Genomic DNA, 18951 nt, shown 5'->3' with positions numbered 1-18951 from the left:
TACAGCGGTTATCCAAGGGCCTCGTTGGCACATGAACACAGGGTTTCAAATCTCTGTACATATTGAATATAAAGGCCTGTAGCAATCTATCCACAGATAGGTGGCTCAGTAAGAATAAACATAAAAACAAAGGTTTTATAAATTTCTCTCTTTTTTATTCTTTTAACCTTGAGTTCTCCACAGCTGGTTAAATTTTGTGCAAAGGGTTCTTTAGGAAGGGCGAAGTCCCTATACTTGTCGACCAGGTCCAGAAACCTGATCTCAAACTATTCCTGAATTACCTACTTAAGCAGGCACGAGGTGCGTGGTGGATTTCCCTTCCCGTTTTGAAGTGATCGTCATCGGCGGCGGTCATGCCGGTACCGAGGCAGCACTGGCCTCAGCACGTATGGGGGCAAAAACCCTGTTGCTGACGCATAACGTGGAAACCCTCGGCGCCATGAGTTGCAACCCGGCCATCGGTGGCATTGGCAAAAGCCATCTGGTCAAGGAAATCGATGCCCTCGGCGGCGCGATGGCCATGGCTACCGATAAAGGCGGCATCCAGTTTCGCGTGTTGAACAGCCGTAAAGGCCCGGCCGTGCGTGCAACCCGCGCTCAGGCCGACCGCATTCTTTACAAAGCTGCTGTCCGCGAAATTCTGGAAAACCAGCCGAACCTGTGGATATTTCAACAAGCCGCTGACGACCTGATCGTCGAGCAGGAACAAGTCCGTGGTGTGGTCACGCAAATGGGTCTGCGCTTCTTCGCCGATTCCGTGGTGTTGACCACCGGTACGTTCCTTGGCGGACTTATCCACATCGGTTTGCAGAATTTTTCCGGCGGTCGTGCCGGTGATCCGCCGTCAATTGCCCTGGCTCACCGTCTGCGTGAATTGCCATTGCGTGTTGGTCGCCTGAAAACCGGTACACCGCCGCGTATCGACGGCAAGTCTGTGGATTTCTCGGTGATGACCGAGCAACCGGGCGATACGCCGATTCCGGTGATGTCGTTCATGGGCAACAAAGAACAGCATCCACGCCAGGTCAGCTGCTGGATTACTCACACCAACGCCCGCACCCACGAAATCATTGCCGCGAACCTCGACCGTTCGCCGATGTATTCCGCTGCCGGTGAAATCGAAGGCATCGGCCCGCGTTACTGCCCGTCGATCGAAGACAAGATTCACCGCTTTGCCGACAAGGAAAGCCATCAGGTGTTTATCGAACCGGAAGGTTTGACTACCCATGAGCTGTACCCGAACGGGATATCCACAAGCTTGCCGTTCGACGTGCAATTGCAGATCGTGCAATCGATCCGCGGCATGGAAAACGCGCACATCGTGCGTCCGGGTTATGCGATCGAGTACGACTACTTCGATCCGCGCGACCTGAAGTACAGCCTCGAAACCAAAGTCATCGGCGGTCTGTTCTTCGCCGGGCAAATCAACGGCACCACCGGTTACGAAGAAGCTGGCGCCCAAGGTTTGCTCGCTGGTGCCAACGCCGCATTGCGCGCCAAGGGCAAAGAAGCCTGGTGTCCGCGTCGCGATGAAGCGTACATCGGTGTGTTGGTCGACGACCTGATCACCCTCGGTACCCAAGAGCCGTACCGCATGTTCACTTCCCGTGCCGAGTACCGCCTGATTCTGCGCGAGGACAACGCCGACCTGCGTCTGACCGAAAAAGGTCGCGAACTCGGCCTGGTCGATGATGCGCGTTGGGCGGCCTTCTGCAAGAAACGCGAAAGCATCGAACTCGAAGAGCAGCGCCTGAAAAGCACTTGGGTTCGCCCGAATACGCAGCAGGGCGATGCGATTGCCGAAAAATTCGGCACGCCGCTGACTCACGAATACAACTTGCTCAACCTCTTGAGCCGTCCGGAAATCGACTACGCTGGTCTGGTCGAGGTGACCGGCAACGGCGCCGAAGATCCACAGGTCGCCGAACAGGTTGAAATCAAGACCAAATACGCCGGTTACATTGATCGTCAACAGGACGAAATCGCCCGTCTGCGCGCCAGTGAAGACACGAAATTGCCTGTGGATATCGATTACACCAACATTTCCGGTCTCTCCAAGGAGATCCAGAGCAAGCTCGGTGCCACGCGTCCAGAGACGCTGGGCCAGGCTTCGCGGATCCCGGGCGTGACCCCGGCAGCGATTTCGCTGTTGATGATTCATTTGAAAAAACGCGGCGCGGGCCGTCAGTTGGAGCAAAGCGCTTGAGTTCTAAGGTCACTTCGCAACATGCCGAAGAGTTATCCACAGGAGCCCGCGAGCTCGGTGTCAACCTCACTGAAACCCAGCACCAATTGCTGCTGGGTTATCTGGCCCTGTTGATCAAATGGAACCAGGCCTACAACCTGACTGCCGTGCGTGATCCGGACGAAATGGTGTCGCGGCACTTGCTCGATAGTCTGAGCGTGATGTCGTTCATTGAAAACGGTCGCTGGCTCGACGTTGGCAGCGGCGGCGGCATGCCGGGAATCCCGTTGGCGATTTTGTATCCTGACTCGCAAGTGACCTGTCTGGACAGCAACGGCAAGAAAACCCGCTTCCTGACCCAGGTCAAACTCGAACTCAAACTGGATAACCTGCAAGTTATCCACAGTCGTGTCGAAGCGTTCCAACCTGCGCAACCGTTCAACGGGATCATTTCCCGAGCGTTCAGCAGCATGGAAAACTTCACCAACTGGACTCGCCACCTCGGCGATGCCGATACACGCTGGCTGGCAATGAAGGGCGTTCATCCGGCCGATGAGCTGGTAGCATTGCCGGCAGACTTCAAACTCGATAGCGAACACGCCCTGGCCGTACCCGGTTGCCAAGGCCAACGCCATCTGCTGATACTGCGCCGCACGGCATGATTGGGAACACAAGCAAGAATGGCTAAGGTATTCGCGATAGCGAACCAGAAGGGTGGTGTGGGCAAGACCACCACCTGCATCAACCTCGCAGCATCCCTGGTCGCGACCAAGCGCCGGGTGCTGTTGATCGATCTCGATCCACAGGGCAACGCCACCATGGGTAGCGGTGTGGATAAACACGGCCTGGAGAATTCGGTCTATGACCTGCTGATCGGCGAATGCGATCTGGCCCAGGCCATGCACTATTCCGAGCACGGCGGTTATCAGCTGCTGCCCGCCAACCGCGATCTGACGGCGGCCGAAGTGGTCCTGCTGGAAATGCAGATGAAGGAAAGCCGTCTGCGCAGCGCGCTGGCGCCGATCCGTGAAAATTACGATTACATTCTGATTGACTGCCCGCCGTCGCTCTCGATGCTTACGCTGAACGCATTGGTCGCCGCCGATGGGGTAATTATTCCCATGCAGTGCGAGTACTTTGCGCTCGAAGGCTTGAGCGACCTTGTGGATAACATCAAGCGCATCGCTGAATTGCTCAATCCGAACCTGAAAGTCGAAGGCCTGCTGCGGACCATGTACGACCCGCGCCTGAGCCTGATGAACGACGTTTCGGCGCAGCTCAAGGAACACTTCGGCGATCAGCTGTACGACACGGTGATCCCGCGCAACATCCGTCTGGCCGAAGCGCCGAGCTACGGCATGCCGGCGCTGGCGTACGACAAACAATCGCGTGGCGCCCTGGCTTATCTGGCCCTGGCCGGCGAGATGGTTCGCCGTCAGCGCAAAAATTCACGCATCGCCGCCGCTCAGGCAACTTAAGGAATCCCCATGGCCGTCAAGAAACGAGGTCTCGGACGTGGACTGGATGCACTGCTGAGTGGTCCGACCGTCAGCGCGCTGGAAGAACAAGCGGCGCAAGCTGACACCCGTGAGCTGCAGCACTTGCCGTTGGATCTGCTGCAGCGCGGTAAATACCAGCCGCGCCGCGACATGGATCCGCAGGCGCTGGAAGAACTGGCAGCGTCGATCAAGGCGCAAGGCGTGATGCAGCCGATCGTGGTGCGCCCGATTGGCGGGGGCCGCTTCGAGATCATCGCCGGTGAACGTCGCTGGCGCGCGAGTCAACAAGCCGGGCAGGAAACCATCCCGGCGATGGTCCGCGATGTGCCGGATGAAACCGCAATCGCCATTGCGCTGATCGAGAACATCCAGCGCGAAGACCTCAATCCGATCGAAGAAGCGGTGGCCCTGCAGCGTTTGCAGCAGGAATTCCAGCTCACTCAGCAACAAGTTGCCGAGGCTGTGGGTAAGTCCCGCGTCACTGTGGCTAACCTGTTGCGGCTTATTGCGCTGCCGGAAGTCATCAAGACCATGCTGTCCCATGGCGACCTGGAAATGGGCCATGCCCGTGCTTTGCTCGGTCTGCCGGACAATCAACAGGTTGAAGGGGCGCGACATGTTGTCGCACGCGGTCTGACCGTGCGCCAAACTGAAGCACTGGTTCGCCAGTGGTTGAGTGGTAAACCGGAGCCTGTGGAAGCCACCAAACCCGACCCGGATATCGCCCGTCTCGAACAGCGTCTGGCCGAGCGCCTAGGCTCTGCGGTGCAGATTCGCCACGGCAAGAAGGGAAAGGGTCAGTTGGTGATCGGTTACAACTCCCTCGATGAGCTTCAAGGTGTGCTCGCACACATCCGCTGAAACATTTCCTCATGTAGCGCGCAGTCGGAAATCACTACCTGACAGTTGAATAGGGGCAGAACCGCCCCTATACTCTGCGCGCATTTTGTCGGCACAAATTATGCCAAGTTATTGAATTCTGGCAGCCGACCATTGGAGAGCAAACGTGATGGAAACCCGCAAGCCAAACCGCCTGCCGTTCCATCGCCTGGCGGTTTTTCCGGTGTTGATGGCTCAATTTGTCATTTTGCTCATTGCCGCTTTGGCGCTCTGGCAATGGCATGGAGTCGTTGCCGGATACTCGGGACTTTGCGGAGGCCTGATAGCCTTGCTGCCCAATGTTTATTTCGCTCACAAGGCATTTCGGTTTTCCGGCGCCCGAGCAGCCCAGTCCATCGTCCGGTCATTTTATGCCGGCGAGGCAGGCAAACTGATTTTGACAGCAGTGCTCTTTGCGCTGGTGTTTGCAGGTGTGAAGCCACTGGCGCCGATAGCTGTATTCGGCGCGTTCGTGCTGACTCAGTCGGTCAGCTGGTTCGCTCCCCTGCTGATGAGAACAAGACTTTCGAGACCTTAGGGCGTTTGAGGCAACCATGGCAGAAACAACCGCTTCGGGCTATATCCAGCACCACTTGCAGAACCTGACCTTCGGTCAGCTACCTAACGGCGGCTGGGGCTTTGCCCATACCGCAGCAGAAGCCAAAGAAATGGGCTTCTGGGCTTTCCACGTCGATACTCTCGGCTGGTCGGTCGCGTTGGGTCTGATCTTCGTACTTCTTTTCCGCATGGCGGCAAAGAAAGCGACTTCGGGTCAGCCGGGTGCTTTGCAGAACTTCGTTGAAGTATTGGTCGAATTCGTCGATGGCAGCGTGAAAGACAGCTTCCATGGCCGTAGCCCGGTGATTGCACCGCTGGCACTGACCATCTTCGTCTGGGTGTTCCTGATGAACGCCGTCGACCTGGTACCGGTCGACTGGATTCCTCAGCTGGCCATCCTGATCTCCGGTGACCACCACATCCCGTTCCGCGCCGTGTCGACCACCGACCCGAACGCGACCCTGGGCATGGCGTTCTCGGTTTTCGCACTGATCATTTTCTACAGCATCAAGGTCAAGGGCTTCGGCGGCTTCATCGGCGAACTGACCCTGCACCCGTTCGGCAGCAAGAACATCTTCGTTCAAGCCCTGCTGATCCCGGTGAACTTCCTGCTGGAATTCGTGACCCTGATCGCCAAGCCGATCTCTCTGGCTCTGCGTCTGTTCGGCAACATGTATGCCGGCGAGCTGGTGTTCATTCTGATCGCTGTGATGTTCGGCAGCGGCCTGCTCTGGCTGAGCGGCCTGGGCGTTGTTCTGCAGTGGGCGTGGGCTGTGTTCCACATCCTGATCATCACGCTGCAGGCGTTCATCTTCATGATGCTGACCATCGTCTACCTGTCGATGGCGCACGAAGAAAACCATTAAGGCCAGTCTCGACTAGTCTGATGTCCTTCCCGGTCAAACGGGAAGGGGCTCTTCACAGGGCACCTGAAACGATTTGTTTTACCGCTTTAATCTAAAAAACCTAAACCATACGACGTAAAAGTCGGGAGGAAAGATGGAAACTGTAGTTGGTCTAACCGCTATCGCTGTTGCACTGTTGATCGGCCTGGGCGCACTGGGTACCGCAATTGGTTTCGGCCTGCTGGGCGGCAAGTTCCTGGAAGGCGCAGCGCGTCAGCCAGAAATGGTTCCAATGCTGCAAGTTAAAATGTTCATCGTTGCCGGTCTGCTCGACGCCGTAACCATGATCGGTGTTGGTATCGCTCTGTTCTTCACCTTTGCGAACCCGTTCGTTGGTCAGATCGCTGGCTAATTACCCGGATTCTTCCGAGTAATTTGATGTGATGGACAACGTAACTGCGAGGTGTTGGCGTGAACATTAATGCGACCCTGATTGGCCAGTCCGTTGCGTTCCTGATTTTTGTACTGTTCTGCATGAAGTATGTATGGCCTCCGGTCATCGCTGCTCTGCACGAACGTCAAAAGAAGATCGCTGATGGTCTGGACGCTGCCAGCCGTGCAGCTCGCGACCTGGAGTTGGCCCAAGAAAAAGCGGGTCAGCAACTGCGCGAAGCGAAAGCTCAGGCAGCTGAAATCATCGAGCAAGCCAAGAAACGCGGTAACCAGATTGTCGAAGAGGCCGTTGAAAAGGCCCGTGTCGACGCTGACCGTGTGAAGGTTCAGGCTCAAGCCGAGATCGAACAGGAACTGAACAGTGTCAAAGACAAGCTGCGCGCCCAAGTGGGTTTGCTGGCTGTCGGCGGCGCCGAGAAGATCCTGGGTGCCACAATCGATCAAAACGCGCACGCAGAGCTGGTTAACCAACTGGCTGCTGAAATCTAAGCGAGGGCGATCATGGCAGAACTGACCACGTTGGCCCGACCTTACGCTAAGGCGGCCTTCGAGCACGCTCAGGCCCACCAGCAACTGGCCAATTGGTCAGCCATGCTCGGCCTGGCTGCAGCGGTGTCGCAAGACGACACCATGCAGCGCGTGCTCAAGGCCCCGCGACTGACGAGCGCAGAAAAGGCCGCCACGTTTATTGACGTGTGCGGCGACAAGTTTGATGCCAAGGCACAGAACTTCATCAATGTCGTTGCCGAAAACGACCGTCTCCCGCTTCTGCCGGAGATTGCCGCTCTTTTCGACCTGTACAAGGCCGAACAAGAGAAGTCGGTAGACGTTGAAGTGACCAGTGCTTTTGCATTGAACCAAGAACAGCAAGACAAACTCGCCAAGGTTCTCAGTGCACGACTCAACCGGGAAGTGCGCCTGCAAGTTGCGGAGGATGCTGCCCTTATAGGTGGTGTCGTAATCCGCGCCGGCGACCTGGTTATCGATGGCTCGATTCGCGGCAAAATCGCGAAACTTGCCGAAGCATTGAAATCTTGAGTTTGAAGGGGCAGCAGAGCAATGCAGCAACTCAATCCTTCCGAAATAAGTGAAATTATCAAGGGCCGCATCGACAAGCTCGATGTGACCTCCCAAGCCCGTAACGAAGGCACTGTCGTCAGCGTATCTGACGGCATCGTGCGGATTCACGGTCTGGCCGACGTTATGTACGGCGAGATGATCGAGTTTCCGGGCGGCGTCTACGGTATGGCCCTCAACCTGGAGCAAGACTCCGTAGGTGCCGTTGTACTGGGCGCTTACCAGTCTCTGGCTGAAGGCATGAGCGCCAAGTGCACCGGCCGCATCCTCGAAGTTCCGGTTGGTAAGGAACTGCTGGGTCGCGTAGTCGACGCACTGGGTAACCCTGTTGACGGCAAAGGTCCACTGGGCAACACCGAGACCGACGCGGTCGAGAAAGTTGCACCGGGCGTGATCTGGCGTAAGTCGGTAGACCAGCCTGTACAGACTGGCTACAAGGCTGTCGATGCCATGATCCCTGTCGGCCGTGGCCAGCGTGAGCTGATCATCGGTGACCGTCAGATCGGTAAAACCGCTCTGGCGATCGACGCGATCATCAACCAGAAAGACAGCGGCATTTTCTGCGTCTACGTAGCCATCGGTCAGAAACAATCGACCATCGCCAACGTGGTTCGCAAGCTGGAAGAAAACGGCGCCCTGGCCAACACGATCATCGTGGCTGCCAGTGCTTCGGAATCTCCTGCGCTGCAATTCCTGGCACCGTACTCCGGTTGCACCATGGGTGAATTCTTCCGCGACCGCGGTGAAGACGCGCTGATCGTTTATGACGATCTGTCCAAGCAAGCAGTGGCTTACCGCCAGATTTCCCTGCTGCTGCGCCGTCCACCAGGCCGTGAAGCTTACCCAGGCGACGTGTTCTATCTCCACTCCCGTCTGCTGGAGCGCGCATCCCGCGTTTCGGAAGAATACGTAGAGAAGTTCACCAACGGCGCAGTGACCGGCAAAACCGGTTCCCTGACCGCACTGCCGATCATCGAAACCCAGGCTGGCGACGTTTCCGCGTTCGTTCCGACCAACGTGATTTCCATCACCGACGGTCAGATCTTCCTGGAATCGGCCATGTTCAACTCGGGCATCCGCCCTGCAGTGAACGCCGGTGTTTCGGTATCCCGTGTGGGTGGTGCCGCTCAGACCAAGATCATCAAGAAGCTCTCCGGTGGTATCCGTACCGCTCTGGCTCAGTACCGTGAACTGGCGGCATTCGCCCAGTTCGCTTCTGACCTGGACGAAGCGACCCGTAAGCAACTTGAGCATGGTCAGCGCGTTACCGAGCTGATGAAGCAGAAGCAATACGCACCAATGTCGATCGCTGACATGGCGCTGTCGCTGTATGCCGCTGAGCGTGGGTTCCTGACTGACATTGAAATCGCCAAGATCGGCAGCTTCGAACAAGCGCTGATTGCTTTCTTCAACCGCGATCACGCCGATTTGATGGCCAAGATCAACGTTAAAGGTGACTTCAATGACGAAATCGACGCTGGCATGAAAGCCGGTATCGAGAAGTTCAAGGCCACCCAAACCTGGTAAGCCGCAGCGGGAGCCGCGAGGCTCCCGCTTGCTAACCTGATAGGTGTTACATGGCAGGCGCAAAAGAGATTCGCAGTAAGATTGCGAGCATCAAAAGCACGCAAAAGATTACCAGCGCCATGGAAAAAGTGGCGGTCAGCAAAATGCGCAAGGCACAAATGCGCATGGCTGCTAGCCGTCCTTATGCGGAACGTATCCGCCAGGTAATTGGGCATCTGGCCAACGCCAACCCGGAATACCGCCACCCGTTCATGATCGACCGCGAAATCAAGCGCGTTGGTTATGTTGTGGTGAGCAGTGACCGTGGTCTGTGCGGCGGCTTGAACACCAACCTGTTCAAGGCCCTGGTCAAGGACATGGCGGTAAACCGCGAAAACGGCGTCGAGATTGATCTGTGTGTCGTTGGTAGCAAGGGTGCGGCCTTTTTCCGCAACTTCGGCGGTAACGTCGTTGCAGCTATCAGCCACCTGGGTGAAGAGCCGTCGATCAATGATCTGATCGGCAGCGTCAAGGTGATGCTGGATGCCTACCTGGACGGCCGTATTGACCGCCTGTCCGTGGTGTCCAACAAGTTCATCAACACCATGACGCAACAGCCTACCGTGGAGCAGTTGATTCCACTGGTGGCGACCCCGGATCAGGATCTCAAGCACCACTGGGACTATCTCTACGAACCGGATGCCAAAGAGCTGCTTGACGGCTTGATGGTCCGCTACGTTGAGTCGCAGGTCTACCAGGCGGTGGTCGAGAACAACGCGGCTGAACAAGCTGCGCGGATGATCGCGATGAAGAACGCTACCGACAACGCCGGTGATTTGATCAGCGATTTGCAGCTGATCTACAACAAGGCGCGTCAGGCTGCGATCACCCAAGAGATCTCGGAAATCGTCGGCGGCGCTGCCGCGGTTTAACGGTTCAAATATTCAGAGGATCCAGCTATGAGTAGCGGACGTATCGTTCAAATCATCGGCGCCGTTATCGACGTGGAATTTCCACGCGACAGCGTACCGAGCATCTACAACGCGCTGAAAGTAGTGAGCGCGGCTGAAACCACCCTGGAAGTTCAGCAGCAGCTGGGCGACGGCGTGGTTCGCACCATTGCGATGGGTTCCACCGAAGGCTTGAAGCGCGGTCTGGAAGTTACCGACTCTGGCGCAGCCATCTCCGTACCGGTCGGTAAAGCGACCCTGGGCCGGATCATGGACGTCCTCGGTAACCCGATCGACGAAGCTGGCCCGATCGACACCGAAGAGCGTTGGGGCATTCACCGTCCAGCGCCTTCGTTCGCTGAGCAAGCAGGCGGCAACGACCTGCTGGAAACCGGCATCAAGGTTATCGACCTGGTTTGCCCGTTTGCCAAAGGCGGTAAAGTCGGTCTGTTCGGTGGTGCCGGTGTAGGCAAAACCGTAAACATGATGGAACTGATCCGTAACATCGCCATCGAGCACAGCGGTTATTCCGTGTTCGCCGGTGTGGGTGAGCGTACTCGTGAGGGTAACGACTTCTACCACGAGATGAAGGACTCCAACGTTCTGGACAAAGTGGCACTGGTTTACGGTCAGATGAACGAGCCGCCGGGTAACCGTCTGCGCGTAGCACTGACCGGCCTGACCATGGCCGAGAAGTTCCGTGACGAAGGTAACGACGTTCTGCTGTTCGTCGACAACATCTATCGTTACACCCTGGCCGGTACTGAAGTATCCGCACTGCTGGGCCGTATGCCTTCGGCAGTAGGTTACCAGCCGACCCTGGCTGAAGAGATGGGCGTTCTGCAAGAACGTATCACTTCGACCAAGGAAGGTTCGATCACCTCGATCCAAGCGGTATACGTACCTGCGGATGACTTGACCGACCCGTCGCCAGCGACCACCTTCGCCCACTTGGACGCCACCGTCGTTCTGTCCCGTGACATCGCCTCCCTGGGTATCTACCCAGCGGTAGATCCACTGGATTCGACTTCGCGCCAGCTGGACCCGAACGTAATCGGCCAGGACCACTACGACACCGCTCGCGGCGTTCAGTACGTTCTGCAACGTTACAAAGAGCTGAAGGACATCATCGCGATCCTGGGTATGGACGAGCTGTCGGAAGCCGACAAGCAGTTGGTAAACCGTGCTCGTAAGATCCAGCGCTTCTTGTCGCAGCCGTTCTTCGTGGCTGAAGTCTTCACCGGTGCTTCGGGTAAATACGTTTCCCTGAAAGACACCATTGCTGGCTTCAAAGGCATCCTCAACGGTGACTACGACCACCTGCCAGAACAAGCGTTCTACATGGTTGGCGGCATCGAAGAAGCGATCGAGAAAGCCAAGAAACTGTAATCCCGGCGCCCGGCAACGGGCGCTCATTTAGGTTGAGGCAATCAGATGGCTATGACAGTCCATTGCGATATCGTCAGCGCGGAAGGGGAAATCTTTTCCGGCCTGGTCGAGATGGTGATTGCGCACGGTGCACTGGGTGATCTTGGTATCGCTCTGGGTCACGCGCCGCTGATCACTAATCTGAAGCCAGGTCCGATCCGCCTGATCAAGCAAGGCGGGGAAGCCGAGGTGTTCTACATCTCCGGTGGTTTCCTCGAGGTTCAGCCGAACATGGTCAAGGTGCTTGCCGATACCGTGCAACGCGCCGCCGACCTGGATGAAGCTCAAGCCCAGGCAGCTCTCAAGGCTGCCGAAGCTGCTCTGCACGAGAAGAGCGCAGATTTCGACTACGGAGCTGCGTCCGCACGTCTGGCCGAGGCTGCAGCACAGCTGCGCACCGTCCAGCAGATCCGCAAGAAGTTTGGCGGTTAATCCGTCAGCCGCTTGTTGTGCGATTGATAAAAAAGGGTAGCCTCGGCTACCCTTTTTTCTTTTCCGAATTCAACCCCCGGTCGCAGTTGCTGACCACCCAGGATTGGTAGCCAGTCATGTCTCTTGAAATCGTTATCCTCGCGGCCGGTCAAGGCACCCGTATGCGTTCGGCACTGCCGAAAGTACTGCATCCGATTGCCGGCAATTCCATGCTGGGACATGTTATCCACAGCGCCCGGCAACTCGATCCACAGCGCATCCATGTCGTGATCGGCCATGGCGCCGATGTGGTGCGGGAACGTCTGGCCGCTGATGATCTGAATTTCGTCCTGCAAGACAAGCAACTGGGCACCGGTCACGCCACCGCTCAAGCGGTGCCGTTCATTACTGCCGACACCGTGTTGATCCTCTACGGTGACGTGCCGCTGATCGAAGTCGAAACTCTGCAGCGTCTGCTCAAGCACGTCGTGCCCGGGCAGATGGGTTTGCTCACCGTTGAACTGGACGACCCGACCGGTTACGGCCGTATCGTGCGTGATGCCGACGGCAAGGTCGCAGCCATCGTTGAACACAAAGATGCCAGCGAAGCGCAACGCGCAATTACTGAAGGTAATACCGGCATTCTCGCCGTCCCGGCCAATCGTCTGGCCGACTGGATGAGTCGCCTGTCGAACAACAATGCCCAAGGCGAGTACTACCTGACCGACGTGATCGAGATGGCGGTGAGTGATGGCCTGGTTGTCGCCACCGAGCAACCGCACGACCCGATGGAAGTGCAGGGCGCCAACGATCGCAAGCAACTGTCCGAGCTGGAGCGCCACTACCAGTTGCGCGCTGGCCGTCGTTTGATGGCTCAAGGCGTGACTCTGCGTGACCCGGCGCGTTTCGATGTGCGAGGCGAAGTCACCGTGGGCCGTGACGTGCTGATCGACATCAACGTGATCCTCGAAGGCAACGTGGTCATCGAAGATGATGTGGTGATCGGCCCGAACTGTGTGATCAAGGACAGCACCCTGCGCAAAGGTGTGGTGATCAAGGCCAACTCGCACATTGAAGGTGCCGTTCTGGGCGAGGGCAGTGATGCCGGACCATTTGCGCGTCTGCGTCCAGGCACCGTGCTCGAAGCGCGTGCGCATGTGGGTAACTTTGTTGAATTGAAAAATGCCCGCATGGGCGAAGGCGCCAAGGCCGGTCATCTGACTTATCTGGGTGATGCCGAAATCGGTGCGCGTACCAACATTGGCGCCGGCACCATCACCTGCAACTACGATGGCGCCAACAAGTGGAAAACCGTGCTGGGTGCTGACGTGTTCATCGGTTCCAATAATTCGCTGGTCGCGCCTGTGGATATCTCCGACGGTGCAACCACGGCGGCCGGGTCGACCATTACGCAGAATGTGGATAACGCACAGTTGGCCGTGGGCCGAGCGCGGCAGAGGAATATCGACGGCTGGAAGCGGCCGGAGAAGATCAAGAAGAGCTGAGTTATCCACAGCGGTTTTTAGCGACGAAAATCCAATGTGGGAGCGAGCTTGCTCGCGAATGCGATAGATCATTCAACATTGATGTTGACTGACACGATGCCTTCGCGAGCAAGCTCGCTCCCACATTTTTTGTTTGTGTCGTTTTCAAAAAAGTCTGACTTGCGCTTGACGATTTAGAGCCGATAGGTTTTGATTGCTTCCGTTATCTTTCGAAACGAAACTTAAGTCGCCATGTCGAAACGCAACACGCCGCAACGCCGCCACAACATCCTCGCCTTGCTCAACGAGCAGGGCGAAGTCAGTGTGGATGAACTGGCCAAGCGCTTCGAAACCTCCGAAGTTACGATTCGCAAGGATCTCGCTGCGCTTGAAAGCCATGGCCTGTTGCTGCGCCGTTACGGCGGTGCTATCACCATGCCGCAGGAACTGGTCGCGGAAACCGCGCAGAGCGTTTCCAAGTACAAACAGGCCATCGCCCGCGCGGCGGTGAAACGCATCCGCGAGCACGCGCGCATCATCATCGACAGCGGCAGTACCACCGCTGCAATGATCCCGGAACTTGGCCAACAGCCAGGCCTGGTGGTGATGACCAACTCCCTGCACGTCGCCAACGCCTTGAGCGAACTCGAGCACGAACCGGTGCTGTTGATGACCGGCGGCACCTGGGACCCGCATTCGGAATCCTTTCAGGGCCAGGTTGCCGAGCAAGTACTACGCTCTTACGACTTCGACCAGTTGTTCATTGGCGCCGACGGTATCGATCTGGTGCGCGGCACGACGACTTTCAATGAATTGCTGGGACTGAGCCGGGTCATGGCCGAGGTGGCGCGAGAAGTCATCGTCATGGTCGAGGCCGACAAGATCGGTCGCAAGATTCCCAATCTGGAACTGCCGTGGAGCAGCGTCCATACCCTCATTACCGATGATCGCCTGCCTATCGAAGCGCGCGATCAGATACAGGCCCGCGGTATCACCGTGATTTGCGCGGCTGTCAGTCAGGAGAAATAAGCATGTGTGGAATTGTCGGCGCAGTTGCTGAACGTAATATCACCGCCATCCTGCTCGAAGGCCTCAAGCGCCTTGAATACCGCGGCTACGACAGCGCCGGTGTCGCGGTCTTCACCAACGACGAAACCCTCGAGCGCATGCGTCGCCCGGGTAAAGTCAGCGAACTTGAAGCGGCGCTGGCCGAACGCCCGCTGGTGGGTCGTCTGGGCATTGCCCACACCCGTTGGGCTACTCACGGCGCACCGTGCGAACGCAACGCCCACCCGCATTTCTCCGGCGACATCGCGGTGGTGCACAACGGCATCATCGAAAACCACGAAGCCCTGCGTGAACAGCTGAAAGCGCTGGGTTATGTGTTTACTTCGGACACCGATACCGAAGTTATCGCCCATCTGCTCAATCACAAGCTCAAGGATCAGCCTGACCTGAGCGTCGCTCTCAAGGCGACGGTCAAGGAATTGCACGGTGCTTATGGTCTGGCAGTGATCAATGCCAAGCAGCCGGATCGTCTGGTGGCCGCGCGCAGTGGCAGTCCGTTGGTGATCGGGCTGGGTCTGGGCGAGAACTTCCTCGCCTCCGATCAGTTGGCGCTGCGTCAGGTCACCGACCGCTTCATGTACCTGGAAGAAGGCGATATCGGCGAAATTCGCCGCGATACCGTGCAGATCTGGGACGTCAACGGCATCGCTGTCGAGCGCCAGACCGTGCAGTACAGCGACGGTGCCGAAGCCGCCGACAAAGGTGAATACCGCCACTACATGCTCAAGGAAATCCACGAGCAACCAGCCGTTGTGCAGCGCACCCTCGAAGGTCGCCTGAGCAATGATCAGGTGCTGGTACAAGCGTTCGGCCCACAAGCGGCCGAATTGTTCGCCAGAGTGCGCAACGTACAGATCGTCGCCTGCGGCACCAGTTATCACGCCGGTATGGTCGCGCGTTACTGGCTTGAAGAATTGGCCGGCATTCCGTGCCAGGTCGAAGTCGCCAGCGAATTCCGCTACCGCAAAGTCGTGGTACAGCCGGACACCCTGTTCGTGACGATCTCGCAGTCCGGCGAAACCGCCGACACCCTGGCGGCGCTGCGCAATGCCAAGGAACTGGGCTTCCTCGCCAGCCTGGCCATCTGCAACGTCGGCATCAGCTCGCTGGTGCGCGAATCTGACCTGACTCTGCTGACCCAGGCTGGCCGCGAAATTGGCGTCGCCTCAACCAAAGCCTTCACTACGCAATTGGTCGGCCTATTGCTGCTGACCCTGTCGCTGGGCCAAGTGCGCGGCACGTTAGCCGAGGGCGTTGAAGCGCGTCTAGTCGAGGAACTGCGTCGCCTGCCAACTCGTCTTGGCGAAGCACTGGCCATGGACAGCACCGTGGAGAAGATCGCCGAACTGTTCGCGGAGAAGAACCACACTCTGTTCCTTGGCCGTGGCGCGCAATTCCCGGTGGCGATGGAAGGTGCGCTGAAACTCAAGGAAATCTCTTATATCCACGCCGAAGCCTACCCGGCCGGCGAACTGAAACACGGCCCGCTGGCGCTGGTGGATAACGACATGCCGGTAGTTACCGTTGCGCCAAACAACGAACTGCTGGAAAAGCTCAAATCCAACCTGCAGGAAGTCCGCGCCCGTGGCGGCGAACTGATCGTGTTCGCCGACGAGAAAGCCGGGATGACCAATGGCGAAGGCACCCACGTGGTGCAGATGCCGCACATCCACGACATCCTCTCGCCGATCCTCTACACGGTTCCGCTGCAGTTGCTGTCGTACTACGTGGCGGTGCTCAAGGGCACGGACGTCGATCAGCCGCGTAATCTGGCGAAGTCGGTGACGGTGGAATAAGTTATCCACAGCTGACCTACGCACTGAAGCTACGAAATAAAGTCTGTCGGAACTAAATAAAGTCTGTCGCTGGCGCCTCCGACTCTCCGGTGGAGTAACCAGTGACGCTTTCTCCGGTGGTGTTAAAGATTAAAACCGGTCGCAGCGCTCAGGGAGCCGTTTCACGGCATCCCTCATGCAACGGCTTTTTTGGTTTGCTGCCTACTCGGCCGCAGCCAACCTCAGGTCCTTCTGATGCTTTTGCAGATCCAGCCCGATGAGTCCCTCATCTCGTTTGTGATACGAGCAATTCATATCAATCAGTATTCGCCAAAGCGCTCGCTACTCGATGATCTGACTCCTCGTAGCTCCTTCGACACTGAGCAGTTGCGCAAGATTGCTGGACTTATCGGCTGGCCAGGCTGCTATGGGTTCAACCGCTTGGTTCACAACCACACGATGTTGCCAGCGAAGCATGTTATCAAGGGCGACCAGGACATCTCCTATTCTGGACCGCTGTACGCTTCGAAGGCGTCCTGCCTAAACATGCACAGCTCTGCCTACTGCCCGGACTGCGTCAGAGAGGATCTGGAGACCCGGGGGTTTTCCTATTGGAGGCGCTACACCTACCCTGATGTGACGGTTTGCCACAAACACAACACGGTCCTTCTGGAGCGTTGCCACTTCTGCGACAGGCCCTTTTCCTATAGGGGGCACAGCCTGGATGTGATGTGGAGAGGGTGTAAAGGCAGGCAACTCTGTGAAGCTCCTTCAACTCCAAATTCGGATGCGCTGGCGCTTCGACGTGCTGTGACATTCCATCGGCTATGTTCGACGCAGAAGGTCATTTCGTATCAGGCCGCTGCTCGCGCTCTGCATGAGAAGGCGGAAACCGTTTTACCGACTAGGACCGGAGACGTTGCACTTCAAATTCAGGAGCTCCAGAAGAAGTTGGGCCGCGTACTCCAGCCACCGGAGGGTGCGCCAATTGCTCTCTCACCTGACATAGCCTCATGGGAGATTGAGGGAATCTTGGAGGCGATTATCCTCGTCTACGAGTCCTGTGATGATTTCCTGGTCGATTCGGCCTCGTATGATCACCAAATGCGAACTGTAGATTCGCTTTGGAATACCTATCAGGCCGCAGGACCGTTCTATCCACATTTTGTGGAGGAGGACTACCTTAGTGGGATTGGACACTGGTCTTGTCCTAATCCGAATCCTCATTCTGCGTCCGCCATCACCCGGGATGGCTTTCACACTCTACGGACGAAGGTATATCCATGCTGCAATTCTGCCCCGATCAATGGTAGCGCGAGGCGCATGAAGCCCGAACAGGTGGTGCCCTTACCAGGCATACCCAGAATCAACACGGGCACAAGCTCGACTCGCTCCTGATCCGCATGTTGTAGATGTTGTATCTTCAAACGATTAGATCATCGGCGGTGTCTGGGTGGGTGGCGGAGCTGGTCTATGGTTATCGGCTCAGCGTTAAAGACAACTGTCCTAGGACAGCCCGCAGAATACGGACAAAATCGTACATTAAGCCAATGTAACTCTGCGCACGGAAACCCCTGCTAAATGCCCGTCAGCAGCCAAATACACTGGTGGCTTACTGACAACGAAGGACTGACGATGGTGGATTTTCGGAAAAGCGGCGAACCGCCGAACAGCAGCGCCGGGTGGAGCGTGTCTTGGACGCGCAAGAGCAGTTTTGGACCTGTATGAGCAGCCCACTGAACTCCCCTTATTGGCAGATTGCTGCCGCTCTCGAGTGACCGCTTTCGGCCAAAAGCAGACTGTTGCGCATGGTGGTCGCGTTCTTACTACTGCTAATCGTATTGTCATGGCGATGGTTGCCGATACTCTAAAGATCGAGATTCGGCCATATTAAGCATTCAACAGAGTTTAGATTACGATAATGGAGCTTGACTGAGGAGACTCAGCCTCTTCATCAATAGAATAAAGGGGGAACTGATCGGGCATCACCAGAGGCGACGGTCTATACAGAATTTTTTCGCCTACAACTTCTTGGTAGTAGTAATTGTTCGCTGGAGATATATAGTCTACAAATAATTCGAGAGTTGAAATTAATTCAAGTATATCTTTGTGCCACCCCGACTTGATCATGTCGAGTATTTTTTGGTGACCAGAATCCTCGATATCCTCAAGGTGGCCGAAATGTCCATCGACTAAACCCTTGATACTACGAACTGCGCGCCGATAATCTTTCGTAAAGCAATTAGATTTTGAAAAGTGCAGGATCCAACGCTCTACAGCCTCGCTTCGATTTAGACTTATTTCACCTTTGATCGAATCATCTCCATGCTTGTTCTTGTCAGATACACCAATGCCAAATGTGCAATACTTGTCTTTCATTGGTTTATCTTTGTAGTACGAGGGCAGGAATAAGGATTCGCCGTGATTCCCTTCAACTTCTCCAACAAATCCGATCGTCTCTTCATCATTTGAAATCAATATAAACAAATCGGAATTCTTTAAAGTTTCATCCAGACTCAATCCGGGGGTTTTAGTTTTTGGATAAGCCTTCACCCCCCGAGGTAGAAGCATCAAAACTCTTGTTTTGTTATAGTTTCTTTGGGCAAAATGAAACTCAGAATCAGTGCCTACCTTAAATATGTTCATTTTGGTTATGTTAAATTCTTTAATTTCATACTCGCTCAATACGCTCGCACATAACTCTTTGAAGTATGAGATTCCAGTTTTTGTTTTAAGGAAGTCAACCATGACATATTCGAATGCATGGTTTAAGACCGTATTTTCCATTTTTCCGAAGAAGCCACTTTCTCTAAGTGCGCCCTTATAGTCTTGT

Annotated in this window: 18 protein-coding genes; 17 read left to right on the top strand and 1 reads right to left on the bottom strand. The window is 56.2% G+C overall.

Annotated features, from left to right (window positions below; genetic code table 11):
- Positions 1-307 precede the first annotated feature (307 nt).
- From mnmG to F8N44_RS32135, 17 genes are all read left to right on the top strand, one after another.
- Complete coding sequence (mnmG, locus tag F8N44_RS02350) at positions 308-2206, top strand: tRNA uridine-5-carboxymethylaminomethyl(34) synthesis enzyme MnmG (protein ID WP_110718203.1); 1899 nt, start codon at positions 308-310, stop codon at positions 2204-2206.
- Positions 2203-2847 (top strand): 16S rRNA (guanine(527)-N(7))-methyltransferase RsmG, encoded by a 645-nt coding sequence (gene rsmG, locus F8N44_RS02345; RefSeq protein WP_150649147.1) that lies wholly within the window; start codon positions 2203-2205, stop codon positions 2845-2847. Before mnmG ends, rsmG begins: the two co-directional genes overlap by 4 nt.
- A gap of 18 nt (positions 2848-2865) precedes the next feature.
- Positions 2866-3663 carry a ParA family protein gene (locus tag F8N44_RS02340; protein ID WP_008084406.1) on the top strand — a complete coding sequence of 266 codons (798 nt, stop codon included), beginning with the start codon at positions 2866-2868 and terminating at the stop codon, positions 3661-3663.
- A gap of 9 nt (positions 3664-3672) precedes the next feature.
- The gene (locus F8N44_RS02335) at positions 3673-4545 is read left to right on the top strand and encodes a ParB/RepB/Spo0J family partition protein (RefSeq protein WP_034152184.1); all 873 of its coding nucleotides are present in this window, start codon (positions 3673-3675) and stop codon (positions 4543-4545) included.
- 148 nt (positions 4546-4693) lie between these two features.
- Positions 4694-5101 carry a F0F1 ATP synthase subunit I gene (locus tag F8N44_RS02330; protein ID WP_003229783.1) on the top strand — a complete coding sequence of 136 codons (408 nt, stop codon included), beginning with the start codon at positions 4694-4696 and terminating at the stop codon, positions 5099-5101.
- A 16-nt stretch (positions 5102-5117) separates the two neighbouring features.
- Entirely contained in the window at positions 5118-5987 is an 870-nt protein-coding gene (atpB, locus tag F8N44_RS02325) for a F0F1 ATP synthase subunit A (RefSeq protein ID WP_007911917.1), read from the top strand.
- Between the two features lie 133 nt (positions 5988-6120).
- Complete coding sequence (atpE, locus tag F8N44_RS02320) at positions 6121-6378, top strand: F0F1 ATP synthase subunit C (protein WP_003097235.1); 258 nt, start codon at positions 6121-6123, stop codon at positions 6376-6378.
- 59 nt (positions 6379-6437) lie between these two features.
- Positions 6438-6908, top strand: a complete 471-nt coding sequence (locus F8N44_RS02315) for a F0F1 ATP synthase subunit B (RefSeq protein WP_003229781.1) — start codon at positions 6438-6440, stop codon at positions 6906-6908.
- 12 nt (positions 6909-6920) lie between these two features.
- Positions 6921-7457, top strand: coding sequence for a F0F1 ATP synthase subunit delta (locus F8N44_RS02310; protein ID WP_007911956.1), 537 nt, complete (start codon positions 6921-6923; stop codon positions 7455-7457).
- Positions 7458-7478: 21 nt separating this feature from the next.
- Positions 7479-9023 (top strand): F0F1 ATP synthase subunit alpha, encoded by a 1545-nt coding sequence (atpA, locus tag F8N44_RS02305; protein ID WP_016984064.1) that lies wholly within the window; start codon positions 7479-7481, stop codon positions 9021-9023.
- Between the two features lie 50 nt (positions 9024-9073).
- Positions 9074-9934 (top strand): F0F1 ATP synthase subunit gamma, encoded by an 861-nt coding sequence (gene atpG / locus F8N44_RS02300; protein WP_007911960.1) that lies wholly within the window; start codon positions 9074-9076, stop codon positions 9932-9934.
- A gap of 27 nt (positions 9935-9961) precedes the next feature.
- The gene (gene atpD, locus F8N44_RS02295) at positions 9962-11341 is read left to right on the top strand and encodes a F0F1 ATP synthase subunit beta (protein ID WP_007911961.1); all 1380 of its coding nucleotides are present in this window, start codon (positions 9962-9964) and stop codon (positions 11339-11341) included.
- Between the two features lie 45 nt (positions 11342-11386).
- Positions 11387-11812, top strand: a complete 426-nt coding sequence (locus tag F8N44_RS02290) for a F0F1 ATP synthase subunit epsilon (RefSeq protein WP_007954164.1) — start codon at positions 11387-11389, stop codon at positions 11810-11812.
- A 116-nt stretch (positions 11813-11928) separates the two neighbouring features.
- Positions 11929-13296: a bifunctional UDP-N-acetylglucosamine diphosphorylase/glucosamine-1-phosphate N-acetyltransferase GlmU gene (gene glmU / locus F8N44_RS02285; RefSeq protein WP_150649146.1), complete on the top strand. Its 1368-nt coding sequence runs from the start codon at positions 11929-11931 to the stop codon at positions 13294-13296.
- 231 nt (positions 13297-13527) lie between these two features.
- Positions 13528-14304: a DeoR/GlpR family DNA-binding transcription regulator gene (locus tag F8N44_RS02275; RefSeq protein WP_007911964.1), complete on the top strand. Its 777-nt coding sequence runs from the start codon at positions 13528-13530 to the stop codon at positions 14302-14304.
- A gap of 2 nt (positions 14305-14306) precedes the next feature.
- Entirely contained in the window at positions 14307-16139 is a 1833-nt protein-coding gene (gene glmS / locus F8N44_RS02270; protein WP_150649145.1) for a glutamine--fructose-6-phosphate transaminase (isomerizing), read from the top strand.
- A gap of 234 nt (positions 16140-16373) precedes the next feature.
- Entirely contained in the window at positions 16374-17516 is a 1143-nt protein-coding gene (locus F8N44_RS32135; protein WP_150649144.1) for a TniQ family protein, read from the top strand.
- A 510-nt stretch (positions 17517-18026) separates the two neighbouring features.
- Here the strand turns inward: F8N44_RS32135 and F8N44_RS02260 are convergent.
- Positions 18027-18951: hypothetical protein (locus F8N44_RS02260; protein WP_191630840.1), on the bottom strand; the 925-nt coding region annotated here is incomplete at its 5' end.

This window comes from Pseudomonas fluorescens (genome assembly GCF_902497745.1).
Taxonomy (GTDB): domain Bacteria; phylum Pseudomonadota; class Gammaproteobacteria; order Pseudomonadales; family Pseudomonadaceae; genus Aquipseudomonas; species Aquipseudomonas fluorescens_BM.
The sequence above is the reverse complement of the archived record's forward strand: the minus strand, read 5'-3'. Positions and strand labels throughout refer to the sequence as shown.

What these genes read in the sequence shown, in the direction of transcription:
- F8N44_RS02310 (WP_007911956.1), top strand. Translation starts at nt 6,921, where the DNA reads ATGGCAGAACTGACCACGTTGGCCCGACCTTACGCTAAGGCGGCCTTC.
- atpD (WP_007911961.1), top strand. Translation starts at nt 9,962, where the DNA reads ATGAGTAGCGGACGTATCGTTCAAATCATCGGCGCCGTTATCGACGTG.
- glmS (WP_150649145.1), top strand. Translation starts at nt 14,307, where the DNA reads ATGTGTGGAATTGTCGGCGCAGTTGCTGAACGTAATATCACCGCCATC.
- F8N44_RS02330 (WP_003229783.1), top strand. Translation starts at nt 4,694, where the DNA reads ATGGAAACCCGCAAGCCAAACCGCCTGCCGTTCCATCGCCTGGCGGTT.
- F8N44_RS02340 (WP_008084406.1), top strand. Translation starts at nt 2,866, where the DNA reads ATGGCTAAGGTATTCGCGATAGCGAACCAGAAGGGTGGTGTGGGCAAG.
- atpE (WP_003097235.1), top strand. Translation starts at nt 6,121, where the DNA reads ATGGAAACTGTAGTTGGTCTAACCGCTATCGCTGTTGCACTGTTGATC.
- F8N44_RS32135 (WP_150649144.1), top strand. Translation starts at nt 16,374, where the DNA reads ATGCTTTTGCAGATCCAGCCCGATGAGTCCCTCATCTCGTTTGTGATA.
- atpA (WP_016984064.1), top strand. Translation starts at nt 7,479, where the DNA reads ATGCAGCAACTCAATCCTTCCGAAATAAGTGAAATTATCAAGGGCCGC.
- F8N44_RS02290 (WP_007954164.1), top strand. Translation starts at nt 11,387, where the DNA reads ATGGCTATGACAGTCCATTGCGATATCGTCAGCGCGGAAGGGGAAATC.
- atpB (WP_007911917.1), top strand. Translation starts at nt 5,118, where the DNA reads ATGGCAGAAACAACCGCTTCGGGCTATATCCAGCACCACTTGCAGAAC.
- F8N44_RS02335 (WP_034152184.1), top strand. Translation starts at nt 3,673, where the DNA reads ATGGCCGTCAAGAAACGAGGTCTCGGACGTGGACTGGATGCACTGCTG.
- F8N44_RS02275 (WP_007911964.1), top strand. Translation starts at nt 13,528, where the DNA reads ATGTCGAAACGCAACACGCCGCAACGCCGCCACAACATCCTCGCCTTG.
- atpG (WP_007911960.1), top strand. Translation starts at nt 9,074, where the DNA reads ATGGCAGGCGCAAAAGAGATTCGCAGTAAGATTGCGAGCATCAAAAGC.
- glmU (WP_150649146.1), top strand. Translation starts at nt 11,929, where the DNA reads ATGTCTCTTGAAATCGTTATCCTCGCGGCCGGTCAAGGCACCCGTATG.